General features: G+C 49.7%; 18 protein-coding genes. 10 read left to right on the forward strand and 8 right to left on the reverse strand.

What is annotated here, in order from left to right; translation table 11 throughout:
* Window positions 1-77 precede the first annotated feature (77 nt).
* Window positions 78-944: a LysR family transcriptional regulator gene (locus KNP93_RS09180; protein ID WP_214854733.1), complete on the forward strand. Its 867-nt coding sequence runs from the start codon at window positions 78-80 to the stop codon at window positions 942-944.
* On the opposite strand, the gene KNP93_RS09185 is transcribed toward KNP93_RS09180, so the two are convergent.
* The gene (locus tag KNP93_RS09185) at window positions 926-1,552 is read right to left on the reverse strand and encodes a hypothetical protein (RefSeq protein ID WP_214854736.1); all 627 of its coding nucleotides are present in this window, start codon (window positions 1,550-1,552) and stop codon (window positions 926-928) included. The two genes, KNP93_RS09180 and KNP93_RS09185, sit on opposite strands and share 19 nt — an antisense overlap.
* Before the next feature lie 121 nt (window positions 1,553-1,673).
* On the opposite strand from KNP93_RS09185, the gene KNP93_RS09190 reads away from it, so the two are divergent.
* The 5 genes from KNP93_RS09190 to KNP93_RS09205 all read left to right on the forward strand — a co-directional run bounded on the left by KNP93_RS09190 (window position 1,674) and on the right by KNP93_RS09205 (window position 4,770).
* Window positions 1,674-2,441 carry an SDR family NAD(P)-dependent oxidoreductase gene (locus tag KNP93_RS09190; RefSeq protein WP_214854739.1) on the forward strand — a complete coding sequence of 256 codons (768 nt, stop codon included), beginning with the start codon at window positions 1,674-1,676 and terminating at the stop codon, window positions 2,439-2,441.
* A gap of 83 nt (window positions 2,442-2,524) precedes the next feature.
* The gene (locus tag KNP93_RS15790; protein ID WP_256442182.1) at window positions 2,525-2,647 is read left to right on the forward strand and encodes a hypothetical protein; all 123 of its coding nucleotides are present in this window, start codon (window positions 2,525-2,527) and stop codon (window positions 2,645-2,647) included.
* A gap of 21 nt (window positions 2,648-2,668) precedes the next feature.
* Window positions 2,669-3,337, forward strand: coding sequence for an SDR family NAD(P)-dependent oxidoreductase (locus KNP93_RS09195; RefSeq protein ID WP_214855139.1), 669 nt, complete (start codon window positions 2,669-2,671; stop codon window positions 3,335-3,337).
* A 941-nt stretch (window positions 3,338-4,278) separates the two neighbouring features.
* Window positions 4,279-4,617 (forward strand): phosphotransferase, encoded by a 339-nt coding sequence (locus tag KNP93_RS09200; RefSeq protein ID WP_214854742.1) that lies wholly within the window; start codon window positions 4,279-4,281, stop codon window positions 4,615-4,617.
* Between the two features lie 12 nt (window positions 4,618-4,629).
* The gene (locus KNP93_RS09205; RefSeq protein WP_214854745.1) at window positions 4,630-4,770 is read left to right on the forward strand and encodes a hypothetical protein; all 141 of its coding nucleotides are present in this window, start codon (window positions 4,630-4,632) and stop codon (window positions 4,768-4,770) included.
* An 82-nt stretch (window positions 4,771-4,852) separates the two neighbouring features.
* On the opposite strand, the gene KNP93_RS09210 is transcribed toward KNP93_RS09205, so the two are convergent.
* Complete coding sequence (locus KNP93_RS09210; RefSeq protein WP_214854748.1) at window positions 4,853-5,839, reverse strand: hypothetical protein; 987 nt, start codon at window positions 5,837-5,839, stop codon at window positions 4,853-4,855.
* A 155-nt stretch (window positions 5,840-5,994) separates the two neighbouring features.
* Window positions 5,995-7,239: a polysaccharide deacetylase family protein gene (locus KNP93_RS09215; RefSeq protein WP_251138744.1), complete on the reverse strand. Its 1,245-nt coding sequence runs from the start codon at window positions 7,237-7,239 to the stop codon at window positions 5,995-5,997.
* 193 nt (window positions 7,240-7,432) lie between these two features.
* Between KNP93_RS09215 and KNP93_RS09220 the strand changes: the two genes are divergently transcribed.
* The gene (locus tag KNP93_RS09220; protein WP_214854750.1) at window positions 7,433-8,848 is read left to right on the forward strand and encodes an NAD-dependent succinate-semialdehyde dehydrogenase; all 1,416 of its coding nucleotides are present in this window, start codon (window positions 7,433-7,435) and stop codon (window positions 8,846-8,848) included.
* A gap of 44 nt (window positions 8,849-8,892) precedes the next feature.
* On the opposite strand, the gene KNP93_RS09225 is transcribed toward KNP93_RS09220, so the two are convergent.
* Both KNP93_RS09225 and KNP93_RS09230 read right to left on the reverse strand, forming a co-directional pair.
* Complete coding sequence (locus KNP93_RS09225; protein WP_214854752.1) at window positions 8,893-10,905, reverse strand: Na+/H+ antiporter; 2,013 nt, start codon at window positions 10,903-10,905, stop codon at window positions 8,893-8,895.
* Window positions 10,906-10,987: 82 nt separating this feature from the next.
* Window positions 10,988-11,875, reverse strand: a complete 888-nt coding sequence (locus KNP93_RS09230) for a helix-turn-helix transcriptional regulator (RefSeq protein WP_214854754.1) — start codon at window positions 11,873-11,875, stop codon at window positions 10,988-10,990.
* 83 nt (window positions 11,876-11,958) lie between these two features.
* Between KNP93_RS09230 and KNP93_RS09235 the strand changes: the two genes are divergently transcribed.
* The gene (locus KNP93_RS09235; RefSeq protein WP_214854755.1) at window positions 11,959-12,480 is read left to right on the forward strand and encodes a dihydrofolate reductase family protein; all 522 of its coding nucleotides are present in this window, start codon (window positions 11,959-11,961) and stop codon (window positions 12,478-12,480) included.
* Window positions 12,481-12,538: 58 nt separating this feature from the next.
* Here KNP93_RS09235 and KNP93_RS09240 read toward each other — a convergent pair whose 3' ends face one another.
* Genes KNP93_RS09240 through KNP93_RS09250 form a run of 3 tightly spaced genes read right to left on the reverse strand, consistent with a single transcriptional unit; the run spans window position 12,539 to window position 14,521 of the window.
* The gene (locus KNP93_RS09240; protein WP_214854756.1) at window positions 12,539-13,759 is read right to left on the reverse strand and encodes a cation:proton antiporter; all 1,221 of its coding nucleotides are present in this window, start codon (window positions 13,757-13,759) and stop codon (window positions 12,539-12,541) included.
* Window positions 13,760-13,762: 3 nt separating this feature from the next.
* Window positions 13,763-14,263 (reverse strand): cation:proton antiporter regulatory subunit, encoded by a 501-nt coding sequence (locus KNP93_RS09245; RefSeq protein WP_214854757.1) that lies wholly within the window; start codon window positions 14,261-14,263, stop codon window positions 13,763-13,765.
* A gap of 39 nt (window positions 14,264-14,302) precedes the next feature.
* Entirely contained in the window at window positions 14,303-14,521 is a 219-nt protein-coding gene (locus tag KNP93_RS09250; RefSeq protein WP_188004290.1) for an AbrB/MazE/SpoVT family DNA-binding domain-containing protein, read from the reverse strand.
* Between the two features lie 191 nt (window positions 14,522-14,712).
* Here KNP93_RS09250 and KNP93_RS09255 point away from each other — a divergent pair, with 191 nt between their 5' ends.
* Complete coding sequence (locus KNP93_RS09255) at window positions 14,713-15,195, forward strand: DUF2975 domain-containing protein (RefSeq protein WP_214854760.1); 483 nt, start codon at window positions 14,713-14,715, stop codon at window positions 15,193-15,195.
* Window positions 15,196-15,461: 266 nt separating this feature from the next.
* Window positions 15,462-16,013 carry an MFS transporter gene (locus KNP93_RS09260; protein WP_214854763.1) on the forward strand — a complete coding sequence of 184 codons (552 nt, stop codon included), beginning with the start codon at window positions 15,462-15,464 and terminating at the stop codon, window positions 16,011-16,013.
* Window positions 16,014-16,016: the final 3 nt, after the last annotated feature.

A 16,016-nucleotide genomic window follows, 5' to 3' on the forward strand; every position in this document is an offset into this window, starting at 1 on the left:
TGAGCGAAACAGTTGTCAGATGAAACGAACGTACAGTATCGTCAAAGCACACGAATGCAAAGAGAGAGTGAAGTCCGATGAAAACCGAATGGCTTGAAGCCTTTCACGTCACGGCGGAAACAGCCAGCCTGACGAAAGCGAGCGAGTTGCTGCATATGACACAACCCGCGCTCAGTAAACAAATCAAAAATTTGGAGCAGGCGGTCGGCGCTCCCCTGTTCACGCGGACGACGAGCGGTGTCTCGTTAACGCCGGCGGGAGAGATCGTCTTCAAGGACGGTCAAAACATTCTCGAACAGCTCGACGACATGCAACGGAAAATCAATCAGTTACAGGGACAGACATCGTTTACGCTCGGTTCCTGGCCAAGTGTCGCCATGTCTTACCTGCCGCAACACTTTGCGAACCATCCATCGACGGACGGTCCTGAACTCAAGATCAAGACAGCCCACACGTATATCGAATTAATGGCCGGACTCGATCAGCACCAGTACGATGCGGTGTTACTCGACGATCGACAAATCGAACATCCGTATCCGTCGACCCATCTGTATACAGAACCGTTTTTACTGTATTTCCACGAAGCCGATGAGCGGTTTGAAGGTTGTGTCGATGTCCGGTTCGATCAAATCGAAGCCTCGTCGTTCCTGTCACTGCCGATCGACTGTGACTCGACGAATATCCTGAAAGCCGCATTTGCGGAACGCGGGGCAACCTATACCGTCGCATCCGAAATGGAATTCGGTTCAAGTGTCCTCGGTTTCATCCGGGCAAAACTCGGGATTGCGATTTTACCGGCCATCTTCCAAGATGGTCTGCCCCCGGAGATCCGGACGTTGCCGATCACAGGGTTCGATGTCACACGCGAACTGTCACTTGTGACACGTAGTACGGAACATCATCAGACGTTACTCCGTCTGATCGGTCATCCCCGCAACCGTTGATTCAGCCGGTTTCGTAGAGCGTCGATCTCGGAACGGTCGAGCGTCTGATCGTCGATTTCACCGTAACGGACCATATGATAGAGCATCGGATCAATCGCCAACTTAATTCGGTCGAGCCAGTCCTGGACCGTTTCTTCCGGTCGGCGTTTTGATCCGTCCGGCAGCTGCCGGTCAAAGAAGGCAATCAATTGACGGACTTCGGACACGGAGTCCGTTTGTTTTGCTTGCGGACGCCAGGGAGATGTTAACGTCCTCGCCCGGAGGACTTGCGGGTCCCCCTCTTCCGTCGGTTCATGCAACTGTTTACGCCGACGGTATCCGAGTAACCGCCGGAACACAAACACAGATAAGAAGGATGTGACAAGTGCTCCGATTGGCAACAGAATATCGGGTAAGAACAAAGAGGTCACTTTGATCATTGGACCTTTCGGGAACGGTTTTGCTCCAAATTTCGGTCCCTTCATTGCTTTACGCGGTTTAATTTTATAATGGAATGTGTAATCTGCCGGTTGATAGATGTACTTCGTATAGACATAACGTTCAAACGCAACGAGCGATGCGGCCAGTACCAAAACGGAGAGAATCATCAATCCGAGCTTCCGTTGCATAATGCGCCTCCTTTTTTACCAAATAATAACATAATGCATCTTCGTTCATCAGCATTTTTCTTTCTTTTCAGTCAATTTCAACGTACAGTGAAATTACATTGTCAGAATAGGATGTGATCACATGTATTTACCTTCGTTTCGACTGGATCAAAAAACCGTGCTCGTGACCGGTGCCGGTCGTGGAATCGGCCGTGCTCTGGCCATCGGCATGGCAGAAGCCGGCGCGGATGTCCTACTGGTCGCCCGAACGGAATCCGATTTACAGGAAACCGCAAAACAGATTGAACAGCTTGGACGACGCGCCTTTGTCTTGACATGCGACGTGACGGACCGGACGCAGGTCCAGGCGACGGTTGACCGTGCCTATACATATGTCGACCGGATTGACGTCCTTGTCAACAATGCCGGGATGAACATCCGCTCGAAAGCACTGGATGTCACCGAAGACGAGTGGGAAACGATTCAACAGACGAATTTAAAGTCCGCCTTCCTGTTCTCGCAGGAAATCGGACGCCGGATGCAGGACACCGGCGGCAGTATCCTGAACATCGCTTCGGTTGCGGGACACGTCGCTTTACGGACCGGTGTCGTTTATGCGACGACAAAAGCTGCTTTGATTCAGATGACAAAAGTGCTCGCGCTTGAATGGGGACCCCAAAACATTCGCGTCAATGCGATCGGACCGTGGTATTTCAAGACGCCGCTGACGGAACCGTTGCTCGCCAATCCAACTTACTTACAGGAGATCGTCGACGTGACACCGCTCGGCCGGGTCGGTGAACTGACGGAACTCGTTGGACCAGCTGTCTTTCTTTCGTCGGATGCCGGAGCATATGTCACCGGTCAAACGTTATTCGTTGACGGCGGGATGACGATTAAAGGGTTTTAACGTGACACGAAAAGGACTTCCGATCTTAATCGAAAGTCCCTTTTTCTGTCGTGCCCTATTTTTAAAATGAGGTGGGAAAACAGATGGATTCACTAAGAGATACGATTGCTGTCGTTACCGGTGCATCCCGCGGCGCCGGTCGCGGAATCGCTTACGAGCTCGGACAGGCCGGAGCAACCGTCTACGTGACTGGTCGCAGTAAGTAAGCAAGCTCCACTGACGATCGTCTGGAAACGATTGAACAGACGGCCGCTGGCGTCACGGCGCGCGGCGGTATCGGTATCGCGGTCCGTTGTGACCATACAGATCCGGACGAGATAACTTGCCTGTTCCAACAGATTCAAGACCAGCACGGGCGGATCGACCTGCTCGTCAACAGTGTGTTCGGTGGTTCGGAAGCCTCCCTTCCCGCGGGACAAGGCAAACGATTTTGGGAACGGCCACCGGAACACTGGGACGCGATGATGGTCGCCGGACCAAAAGCCTATTTGCTGACGACGCGGGCGGCTGTGCCGTTGCTTCAACAAAGTCCGGCTGCATTGATCGTTAATTTAACATCGTTCAGTCCGAATCAAGCGGCCGGCAATTTGTATTATGACTTAGCGATGCAGTTAATCAACCGGATGACATTTGTGATGGGTCAGGAACTTCAAACGTCTCGCGTCGCTTCGATTGCGCTCTGTCCCGGCTTCATGCGGACGGAACGAGTCGTCGATGCAGGTTTCGGCAACGATGCAACCGAGTCCACCGCTTACGTCGGACGGGCTGTCGTCGCCCTCGCACAGGATCCGGATATCCTGCAACGGACCGGACAAGCTTTGTTCGTGGCGGATCTCGCCCTTGACTATGGCTTTACGGATCAGGACGGAACGCAACCGGCGACGTTTATCACGTAACTTACGCTTTCCGCTTTGATAGTCGAATGGCCATAATGACCGGATAGACGGTAATTGCTAAAATCCAAATCAGCTTTATCATTCAGAGATTTCCTCCTTTTAAGTGCATTTTTTTGACTCGCTTGTACTTCTAACGATGGAGCTCGTAATCAACAAGAAAAACGGGTACATCAGGAGCGAGCCGATTAAAATAAAGCCGACAATCGGCCCTGGGGCATCCCCTTCATTAGTCATCGGAAATAGACGATTCATCAAATAGACCATCCCCAAAAAATACGGCAACCATAGAATACAGCTTACCTTTTGAACTTTCCGGTAACTCATATGTAAAAGCGAAGAAAGAGATAGAGCAGCTATCGCCAATCCGATGCCGATAAAAAAACTACCATACCAGATAACGTTACTCGAGATTCCTGTCGTACGATTTAATCGATAGACGTTAAGCAATCCTTCTAGCGGAATAAGTAAGGCGACCGCATAGATGATGCTTATTGCGTTGATTTTCAAAAACGTTATTATAATGATTGCTCCTTTCTGCAACAGATCTTCATATGATACATACGTATCTAAACAGAAAAAGAAACACACAGGGAGGAAATGAAAATATTTCATTCAAACACTCGTAACTTAATCTGCCAAGCTCTCAAAAGTTACGGTCTCGTTTTTCGCTCACTCGAAATCGAACCCGTCTCTTTAACGACCTATGGCAAACACGGAGATGTACACTTCAAAATTCTTATTGAAGGACACCCCTATTCGATCCGTTTGTTGCCGGAACAGCGCTATACCGGGTCTGCGCTTTCGCACTCCACAACGGATACACTGGCGTTACAGTTACGATACACTGATTATTTGCGGGTGAACGGCATTCCGTTTATGGAGTGCGTGAAACCGACACAGGAAACGCTTTTTACAATAATCACTGATTCGGCAGGACAAAAGTGGAGGTGTTGTCTGTTCCACTGGATGGACGGACACCACGTGACACCGCACAATATCACCAATCTCCTTCCTTTCAACCGGTCATCTCGACGGATTTGAATTCGCTCAACGTCTTATGGGATTCCAATCAACAAATCGTCGGAATCGTTGATCACGAACACATCGGTGCAACCGACCGTGTACAGGATTTGGCCTGGCTGATCAAGTGGTATTCCCGGACGGAAGGGATTGAGTCGCATGACGTGTCCGGTCGCTTGGTAAAGACGTTAATTGCCCATTACAACTCGCCGACCGTCCTCGTATCGCAAGACGATCCGCGGTTGGCTGCCTTGCTCTGACTCTCGGGCTGCATGAATCTGCATTTCGTCGAACGGACGAAACAGCTTGCGTTCGATGCAGAAAACAACCCGGTCGGTTATGATCAGTTCCAACTTCACTTGCAGACATACCGTGCAAGAGGTGAACAACTTTCCGTGCTGTTAGGCAATTAAAAAAAGAAACAAGTCACGGGACTTGTGCTGCTATCAGCAGCTTATAAGCTTTTTGCATAAGTTACACCCCTTTTTGAATTTTTCATAGTACCTGAAACGGCATCAAACGGCCGGTTGACTGAAACTTATAATCGGCAACTGGTTTAAAGTGGCTGTTCAGCGTCTTGACGCGGTAGTTACTTGTTTCAAAATTCCCTTCGAGCACGTGATACATTTTCGTTTTGCTGTCGTACGCATAGTCAATCAGTGCCTGTTTACTGCTGTACAGAACCCGGACCTGTTTCGTCTTTTGATCGACTTCGAGCATCGAATACGTATTGAAGACTAAATCTTTTGTCGGCGACAAGGCTTTTGTTTCATCGACCCACATGACGGGTTGCTTGGATGTCAAAACGATTTTGCTCTGTTGTTTTTTCAAGTCATACGACGCAATCGACAGCTCTTCCCCTGCTTCCGTTTGATTGCCGTATACTTTCAACTCGTTACCGGTATGCCGGAAATGAAAAGCAAAAATCATCGGCTTGATTTTCTCCAGATGGAGCGACGTAAAGTGTTTTGTATCAAACGTATGTATTTCAACCGAACTCGTTTCCGTTCTCATGTTATTGGCGAGGACATACAATTTATCCCCTGATACAATCATATCCCGTCCGTGACCGACAAATCGTTTTGTCTGACCGATTTTTTTGAAGTCGAGTGTGTATTTCGTCAGTGAAAATTCATTGAGATTCGAAATCGCCAAAGCGTAATAAGCATTTTTATATTTCGTAATCCGCAGTGGCGAATCCTCGACTTTTTTGAGCATCGTCTTGCTGTTTTTCAGATTGATCACCTGGTCACCGTAGGAACTGTACAACAATCCGTCATGCAGACGGTCGACACTGCCGAGCTTGTAACGAACCGTCTCGACTTTTTTTCCGCCGATGAAGCTCTCGACTTGCGTCAACGGTTGACTGTAGCTCGTCGAAGCGATTTTGAAGCTGTCCGCCTGAGCAGACGCCGCTTCACTGAAAGCGAATGTACTGCCGGCAACGATGAAACCAACCCATAATTTATTTCTGATGGACATGTCTTTTAACCCTCTCCATGCAAACTGTATTGAGGGTCCGGCAACCGTCACATCCTGACGTCTCCACTTTCTCCTCTATACAAATAATACCCATTTAATGTCACTTAGAAAGTCGTGAATCATTAAATGGGTCAATTCGTTTTTCAGGAACGAAATTATTTTTTGACGACCGGCCGCATCGGATCAAAGACGGCTTTTGAATCGAAAAACGGATTCAAGACTTTGGTCTTCCCGGCAATCGCCTGCCGGAGCCGGATCCCGTCGACATTAATCCGCGCCTGGCGGTAATAATCTTTCCCTAACTGTTTCCACGCATGCTGCGAGGCATCGACGTTATAAAAATAATGGAACCCTTGTTGCGTCAAGTAGCGGTATTTATCTCCCGTATACCCATGCCAGTTCTGAATATCACTGCCAAACGGATAAATCAACTGCCGCGTCGTTCCAATCAACGGGGCGACATCCCGTTTATAGCGCGCCGTGTCCGCCTGAATCGTTGCCAGACCGACTTTCCCGATTGCGATGTGACCATACGTGTGGCTGGCAAACTGCCACCCGTTCTTCTTCAAGGCCGTCGCCGTCGCTTTCGCCTGTTGACGCGCCTGCTCGACTTTAGTTGATGAACCGTACTGCGCATACGACGACCGGTATCCGAGGACGCCGTTGTAGCCGGTGATACCAAGCAATCCTTTCGCCCCGTGGTACGAGAAGTCCGGATGACGGTTGACGAACGCGTCCACGATTGGTACGAGATCATACGCACCGTCCGGTTTTCCGGTCATCGAATTGGTGATCCGTCCGTTTTTGACTTTTAACGTCGTCGCAAAACCGTCGCCCGTCATGTATTCATAGTAATTGACGTCATCCTGTGACAGGACAAGCGGTTTTTTGCCTTTGGGGAAAGGAAGCCCCTTTTCCGTCATCCGTCCGTCCTGCCACACCGCAAGATCGGCCGGACGGACGAGGACATAGTTCCGCTGATACAAGGCGGTCAACATCCGTTCGAACTCCCCTTGCGTCACCATATAATCATCGTAGCCCTGCTGTTTCCGGTCTCCGTCAAAGGCACGTTTCGGCTCCGCGATCAAGGAGTGGAAAAACAGGTGCGGGACGGACGTACCGGCTTTGATCGTGCCGAGATTCGCCTGCTTCGCCGCATATTCCTTCCGCTTTTGTTTCGCTTCCGTCGTCTTCAACCGGTCGACAATTCGGATCGCCCGCGCGTAATCATACTGGGCGGCAATGAAATCGGCGCGCTTTAATTCCTGCCGTATGTAGTTTGTGTCTGCCGCTTGACGTACGACTTGCTTCGTTTTCGTTTCTGATCCAACTGACGGTTGACCGCATCCACTGATCAATACGATGCCTGCAAGACTGACGCCCACCCATTTTCTATTCATAAGAATCCCGCCCTTTCTCGGAAATAAAACGTCCGCTTCTGCTTACTCTTTATATTCCCGATTATTCAATCGTTTAACGGTTTTTACAAGGGTATTCCAGTTCGTTATGCCCTCCATCCAAAGCGGAAGTACACAAACCGGTCCGATGGGTGTTTAATAAGGGACGTAATGAAAACACACGGAGGTGCAACACATGATAGAACAAAATGTAATCAATGGCGTATGGTATGACACAGAAGAAACGATTCCGGTCTTCAACCCGGCAACAAAAGAATTACTCGGACACGTCCAGAGCAGCACGGCAGACGATGCAGCACGTGCCGTCGAGGCGGCAAGTACGGCTTTCGTTGACTGGTCACAGCGGACGGCGGACGATCGCGCTGATAAAATCGATGCCTGGTACCGGTTGATTCAGGAACACCGTGATGAACTGGCGGACATCATGACACGCGAACAAGGGAAACCGTTCGTCGAAGCACGCGGGGAAATCGATTACGGCAATCAATATGTCCGCTGGTACGCGGAAGAAGCGCGCCGAATCTACGGCGAAACGATTCCGGCCTCCGTTCCCGGAAAACGGCTTTTCGTTGAAAAAGAACCGGTTGGTGTCGTCGCAGCAATTACACCATGGAACTTTCCAGCCGCGATGATTACACGCAAACTCGCGCCGGCCCTCGCTGCCGGCTGTACGGTCGTGTTGAAACCATCAGAAGAAACACCGTATACGGCACTCCGTCTCGTCGAACTTGCGATTGAAGCCGGGATTCCAGCTGGTGCCATCAACGTTCTGACAGGTGACGCGGCAACGATCAGCGGTGTCTGGCAAGCGGATTCCCGTGTTCGTAAAATTACCTTTACCGGCTCAACAGCGGTCGGTAAATTGATCATGCGTCAAGCAGCCGACACGATGAAAAAATTGTCACTTGAACTCGGTGGTCACGCACCGTTCATCGTCACGGAAAATGCTGATCTCGATAAAGCCGTTCAAGGTGCCATCCGCTCGAAATTCCGTAACGGCGGTCAAGCTTGTGTCGCAACGAACCGCTTTTATGTCCAGGCATCGGTTCTCGACGCCTTCACTGAAAAATTCGTCGCCGAAGTCAAGCGTCTGAAAGTCGGTAATGGACTTGACGCGGATTCGACGATCGGACCGTTGATCAATGCGAAAGCTGTCGCCAAAGTCAAAGCACATATTGACGATGCGGTCGCCAAAGGCGCAACGATTTTGACTGGCGGCACAATCGATGATTCTGTCGGTTATTTCGTTGAACCAACCGTCCTCGGTAATGTCACGGAAGACATGATTTGCATGCAGGAAGAAACGTTTGGTCCGCTCGCACCGATTTCGGTCTTCGAAACACTCGACGAAGTCATCGAACGCGCGAACAACACACCATACGGTCTTGCGGCCTATGCGTTCTCGGAAAAAATCGACGAAGCGCTTCAACTCGGTAAAAAACTCGAGTACGGCATCATCGGTCTCAATGATGGTGCTCCATCCGCTGCCCAAGCACCCTTCGGCGGTTATAAAGAAAGTGGACTCGGCCGTGAAGGCGGCGTCTACGGTATCGAAGATTATCTCGAAGTCAAATACTTGTCACTTGGTTAATCACAAAGCAGCCCCTGTCCACTGGACAAGGGCTGTTTTTTCGTTTACTCGACGTACTCATAAAGAACGACACTCTCAATATAATGAATGAAGCGGCGCAATTCTTTTTCTTCCTCGCCCGACAAATCGCCTTCTTTTGACATCGAAGCGATTTCCTGGCGCTGGACTTCGATTGCCCGCAGACAGAGTTCTTCTTTTTGCTGATCGACGTCGGCTTTTCCGCCGACCGGTGACGACCAGCGCGTGTGTTTAAAGCGTAACCGTTTGTAAAATTCGAGTACACTTTGTACGACATCTGCCGGATAGTCGCCGCGGCATCCTTCAAGCCGGGTGATGACCTCTGTCATGACCTGTTCGTACAGCTCATGCTCGACCTGCGTCAAGTAAATCAACTGCTCGGACGACATGTTCGACCGTTTCCGTTTCCAGAGGATTTTCCGGATCGGTTGCATCAGACGAAAACGGGCTTCCTTGTCGATGGCTTCGCGCCGGTTATCGATTGACCGGAAGACTTCTTTTTTCAGCTGATCCGGTGTTTTATGCTCCTGCAGGAACTGCTTTGTAAAATCACGTTCCCACTGGACCGCCTCGAGCCGCAGTTTTTTCAACTGTTGGTTGAAGTGCGTCAATTCTTCTTCACTTTTCTCCTGTGCCCGTAACAGTCGCAGCATGACGTGATATTCATTTAACAAGTCAAAGGCGACGGTCGAGTTTTCTTCCTGGACGACCTGTTTGATTTCCGTGATTGCCCGTTTGACCATCCGCTGTTTGTACGAATTCAAATCGAGTTCCGGTTGGACATCAGCCTCGCCGCGGTTAAGCAACGGCAGAAGAATCGTTGCAAGCACCAGTGTAAAGATGATGACACCGGCCGCGAGGAAAATAATCAATGAGCGTTCCGGGAACGCTTCTCCCGCTTCAGTCACGAACGGCAGTGACAAGACCCCGACCATCGTGATCGTTCCGCGGACGCCGACCAGTGTCGTAATGACATCCTGTTTAAACGACGGTTTCCGGTAATCTTCTTTTTTCAGGAAGCGGCGGTCGAACCAGTTGAAGAACATCGTCCAAATCAGACGAATCAACAGAATGACACTGCCGATTTCAATGACGTAGAGCATGAGCCGCCAATTGTTGATCGCGTCGTCAGCAAAAATTTCACGTGTTGCTTCCGGTAACGTCAGACCGAGCAACAGGAAGATGATCCCGTTTAAGATGTAGGCAATCATCGTCCAGATATTGTCCGTCAATGTCTGTTCCTGAGCGAAGAACGTTTCGGTCCGCTCTTTGATCAAGGCATGGAGAATCCCGCCGGTGACGACGGCGATGACACCGGATGCATGCAAGACTTCTTCCGCGACGAAAAAGATGATGAAAGGCGTCAGGATTTGCAGTAACGCATAAAAGACAACATCTTCAATCCCGGTCCGGCGTAATTTCATTTTCAGCCAGTTCATTGCGATGCTGATGGCAAGACCAACGACCGCTCCGACGACGAACATATAAACGAATTCCGTCGTCGCTTTTTGGATCGAGAAGTAACCGGTGACGACGGCTGCGACCGCGTAACTGAAAGCGACCAGTCCCGAGGCGTCGTTAATCAATGACTCGCCGCGGACGAGATTTAAAATCTGCTCCGGAATCTGAACACGTTTCGCGATCCCGTTGACGGCAATCGGATCGGTCGGTGACAGGATGGCTGCGAGCGCAAAGGCTGCCGCGACCGGAATGACCGGTACAAGCCAGTTGATGTAGTAACCGCCAATGACCGTCGTCAATAAGACGAGGACGATGGCATTGCCGAAAATCGCGGCACGCATCTTCCACAGCTCATCGCGTGGGAAGTGTGAACTGTCGTTGTAAAGCAATGGTGCAATAAATAATAACAGGAACCATTCGGATTCAACCTCAATTTTCAGTCCGCTGATTAATAATGCTGTAATCGTCCCGACGAGGATTTGAATCAAGGCGGTCGGAATGAAGCGGATGTAATGACCGAGGACCTGCGTCAAGATGATTAAGGCAAGCATTAACAAAATAAGTGATAACGTTTCCATAGAAAACCCCTTCCATACTTTCAGTGTTTCTTTGGTTATATCGTAACATAGTTTCTCACTGACTTAGGAACATTACCCCTTGTCAGTTCTCGTATAAGGCGATGACCGCCCGGGCCTGCTCCTGTATTTCTTGGCGCAGAATTAACGGTTCGAGAATCCGGACTTCCCGACCCAGTCCAAATAATTGTCGCCCGAGAAACGGCAGTTCTGCAATCGGAACGGACCATGTCCCTTGTTCATTGAGTGGCAGGATCCCTTCGAGCAACCGTTCGCCGAGCGGTGTTAACTCGAGGCGGACGGTCACCTGTTCTCCCGTCTGTCCGAGCTGTTCCGCCTCCTCAAACGTCATCCGCTGTGACGGAATCGCCGTCTCGGTCACCTGTTCCATCCGGTCGACCCGGTATTGGCGTAATCCGCGGTCCGTCTGCGCGAGCAGATACCAACGATTCCGTTCAAACGTCAGACCAATCGGATCAATCACCATCGTCCGGCGCCCGCTTGTTGTCCGGTAAATGACTTCGCCTCGGACTTCTGCCTCCATCAAACGCAACAAGTCACGCGTCAACGGAGACGCCGGTGTATCCGGTCGGGCAAAGCGGACCCTTCCCTTCAGCCGGTCGAGCTTCAGTTCGAGATCCCCCGGCAATTCGTGCAGATACCATTCGGCGAGATTGCCCCGCAACGTACCGAACGGCAGATTCGGCACCTGTCCGACCCAGTCGAGCATCAAAAACAGCGTGATCGCTTCCTGTTCCCGCAAGGCAAGCGGCGGTAACAACCGGTTCGGCAGGACCCGGTATCCACCTGCCGCTCCCCGTTCACTGTAGATCGGGTACCCGTTCGCTTCGAGTTCAAGCAAATCACGCTGAATCGTCCGCAAGGAAACTCCGCAGGCGTCTGCCAGTTCCCGTGCCGTCAGCAGTTGTTGCCGGTTCAGCAGACGCATCACTTTTAAATGACGGCTTTTCATAAAAATCCCCTCTTTAATCACGACATCTTTTGTCATAATTATACCGTAGACTAAGTGTAGAACAAACAACAGGAGGAGTTACGATGACAAAAACCGTTTTATATATCGCCTGCAGTTTAGATGGGAAAATCGCCCGTTCAAACGATTCACTCGATTGGCTGTTTGCCGTCGAAGGAGACGGTGACAACGGCTACGCGACGTTCATGGAAGACGTCGGGGCCGTCATCATGGGACGGAAAACGTTTGACGAAGTCTTGGTGCTGAGCGAAGAGTATCCGTACCCGATCATCGACAACTATGTATTGACCCGGCAACCGGACAAACAGTCGGAACACGCGACCTATACGAATGAACCGCTTGATGCCTTAATTGACAGGATCAGTCCGACGATCGACGGGAAGATTTGGATGGTTGGCGGTGGTGAAATCATTCAGGAAGCGTTACGACTCAAACGGGTCGATCAACTGGAACTGGCGATCGCACCGGTCGTCCTCGGGAGCGGGATCCCGCTGTTTCCGGAAGGGACACTTGAAACCCACTTTCATCTAACCGGGTGCCGTCCGTCCGGCCAATTCATTATGGCAACGTATGATGTCTTGAAATGATGTCTCATAAAAAAATACGCTGACCGGAATCGAATCCAGTCAGCGTATTTTTTTAGAATCAGGATTTTGTTTTCGTTTTTTTCGGTTTCGGTTCCGTCCATTTAAAGATTCTGTTCATAAAGTTGTATATCCGCTTGGATTCTTTTGTCATCAGTGGTCCGAGGATAGCAAGAATCAAGACGTACAAGGCGGAGAACGGTGACAGAATGTCCATCAATCCGCCGGCGATGCCAAGGTTCGCGACGATGATCGAGAACTCACCGCGGGAGACGATCGTCAACCCGATGTTCGAGGACGCCTTGTGGGACAATCCGGCCCGGCGTCCGGCAATCATCCCAGCAACAAAGTTTCCGATAATTGTGATGACGACAGCCCCGAGAGCGAGCCAGACGGCGTCAAGCAACATCGTCGGATCAATGCTCAGTCCGAAGCTGAAGAAGAAGATCGCTCCGAAGAAATCACGGAACGGCACGACGAGGTGTTCAATCCGCTCCCCTTGGTCCGTTTCCGAAAAGACGAGTCCGAGCAGTAAGGCACCAATCGCTTCCGCGACATGAATCGTTTCCGAGAAACCGGCGACGAAGAACAAGGCGGCGAAGACGACGATGATAAACACTTCGTCCGAAGCAATCTTCAGCATCCGGTTGAGGAGCGGTGTCGCCTTTCGGGCAATGACGAAAAACAGCAGCATGTAACCGAGGGCGATTAAAATGGATGTGACAGAAGATAATAAGCTCGTTCCGTCACCAAGCAACAGTCCGGATAAGACCGACAGATAAACGGCGAGGAAAATATCTTCGAACATGATGATTCCGAGGATCAGTTCGGTTTCCGTATTGCCGGTCCGGCGTAATTCGACCAGGACTTTTGCGACAATCGCACTGGACGAAATCGTTATGATACCGGCGATGATCAGCACTTCATATAATGGGAAGCCAGCGATGAAGCCGTACAGCAGACCACCCGTAAAGTTAATCGATAAATAAATCGTTCCACTCGTGACGATCGATTTTCCCGACCTGATCAATTTACCGATCGAAAACTCCAGACCGAGATAAAATAAGAGGAACAGGACACCGATGCGTCCGAGGAAGCTGATAAACTCTGCACTTTCAATGAACTTGAAGTCTAGTATCCCGATTGTCGGAGCATGCGGTCCAACGATCATGCCTAAGATGATTAAAAACGGAATGATCGAAAAATTTAATTTATTCGCAAGCAAAGCTGCGATTGCCACTAAGATAAGCGCGGTACCGACTTCAAATATTAAATGATCCATCTATCATCCGCCTCCTTCGATTGAGAATAGGGCTTTCGTGATATGGCGGACGTTTTGGCGTTCTCCGGACAGGACAATCGTATCGCCTACTTCAAGACGTGTCTCCGGACCCGGGTTCAATGATTTTGATTTGTCATGTTTGAGAACAGCGATAATCGAGATATCATATTCGTTACGGACATCAAGCTCCCCGATCGTCCGGTTGTTGACGGCGGAATCCTGACCGATCTTAAACCATTCGATGACAAGATCATCGAACGCCAGTTCAATTTTTTCCAAGTCCTTTGGTTTATAGGCAAGGCCCCCTAAAATACCTGCCATCTGTCGTGCCTCGGCATCGTTGAATGTCACGCTTGAGATGCTCTCATCAAAATCGTCATCGTCGTAATGATGCATTTCCCGGCGACCGTCGTCATGGACAATCACGACCACTTTATCTCCTCGTGTTGTAATTCCTTCGAACTTCCGTCCGATTCCTGGTAAATCTACTTCGCGCATATCCATTTTTCTATTTCCTCCTTTAATTTGGTCAAACTGATTGGTTTATAAATGATGATGTGCTTTTTGGATGAGTGCTTTAAATTTCTCGTCACTCAAGATATCTTGAAGGTCATGCAGCTGTTGTAAATCCGCTTTCGCCATGATGACAAACCCGTCTTCCTCGATAAATGCAACGCGATCTCCTTCCTCCACCTGTAACGCCTGTCTGATTTTTTTCGGGATCGTGATCTGTCCTTTGGACGTCAACTTGGATAGCTCCATTCCGAACTTCCTTCTTTCTTTGTCTGATTTTCCTTACTTCCTTACTTTTCTTATTCCCAGTGTAACACACGTCCAAACCAATTCCGAGTATTTTGCTTTGAATTAAGGAAAAAGATTTTTTCTCATCCTTCAGACGGTCAATTTTCGGACAAAGATGCACTATACTGAAGGAAAGAAAGGAGGAACAATCCATGAAGAAATGGCGTCTTGTCTACTTGCAACTTGTATGCAGCGTGTTGGTGATTAGTCTGTTCGGATTGGCGGGAGTCGCTATTTCTCTGCTCATTAAAAGAGCACAACAGGGGTTCTCACTGGAGGTTTTACTTGATAAACCGGGATATTTCATTTTGATGGCGGGACTGCTGGCATTGATTCCGAGTCTGCTGATCCTGGTTCATGTCTTAAGAATTCTCCGGTCGCTTAAGAGAAATATGATTGAAGCAAATGTCCTCTCTTCTTCCTTCGGCACAATTAAAATCTGTTTTGCCCTTATCAGTTGTGTCGCGGTCGGTCTGTTTCCGGTCATGTTCATCGTCGCCGATCGAGATGATGCACCGGGTCTGATCCTGTTTGCTTTTATACTGATTTTGATTCCCGTTACACTCGGTGTCATCAGTTCGCTTTTACAATCACTTGTTAAACAAAAAAACTTGTTTTCCGGAACAACAGCTTAAGAGACAGGTCTGATATAACGACCGGACAGCCTGTATAATTTTGGTAAAAATGTTTTTTGGAAAAGTAGGTGGATTTGGTTGTCTCATACTTCGATCCTTTTGGCTTCGTTCGGTATCTCCCAGTTTGGAGATTTTGTTTACCTCGCCGCCTTGTTGACGAAATTTTGGTCCGGCTTACGAATGTCGTGTCTGACTGAAAAAAGGTCAGGCAGTTCAGTCGGACTCATCGTTTCGTCAGCCTGATTTACATCCTCGGCCTGTTGGTCATGAGTCTGACGCTTGCGATGGATGCGCAGGAAGTTGTTTTTTTACAACAAGTCTTCGGTTTGACGGCAACGGATTACGGACTTTGGATCAGCACCACCGGCATCGGGTCTGTTGTCGGAGGGCTTGCTGTCGCCCGGTTTGCGAATCGTCTGTCGCTGAAGGCGTTATTAGTCAGCGGCTATCTGTTTGTTGCGCTTGGTTATCTGATGTATGCGGCGGCGGATTCGTTTGCGCTCATAGTGGCCGGTTTTCTGATGCTCGGCTTTTTTAATGCCTTTGCCGGAACCGGTTTCGTAACATATTATCAAAACAATGTCTCGGGTGAACTGATCGGCCGCTTCACGAGTCTGTACGGTCTCGGTCAAAGCGTCGTCCAGATTCTGTTGATTTTAGCGATCGGCTTTACAGGCCACCTGTTCCCGCTTCGCTTCAGCATCATTGCCGGTTCTGTCTTGCTTTCGCTGCTGAGTCTTGTCTTAATCCGTCATGTCCTGCAACCGGACAAGCAAGTGTTTTTCCGGGACGATCAGCCGACCAAACAAATTTCTTAATAC

The sequence above is a fragment of the Exiguobacterium sp. s166 genome, assembly GCF_018618855.1.
In the GTDB taxonomy this organism is placed as follows: domain Bacteria; phylum Bacillota; class Bacilli; order Exiguobacteriales; family Exiguobacteriaceae; genus Exiguobacterium_A.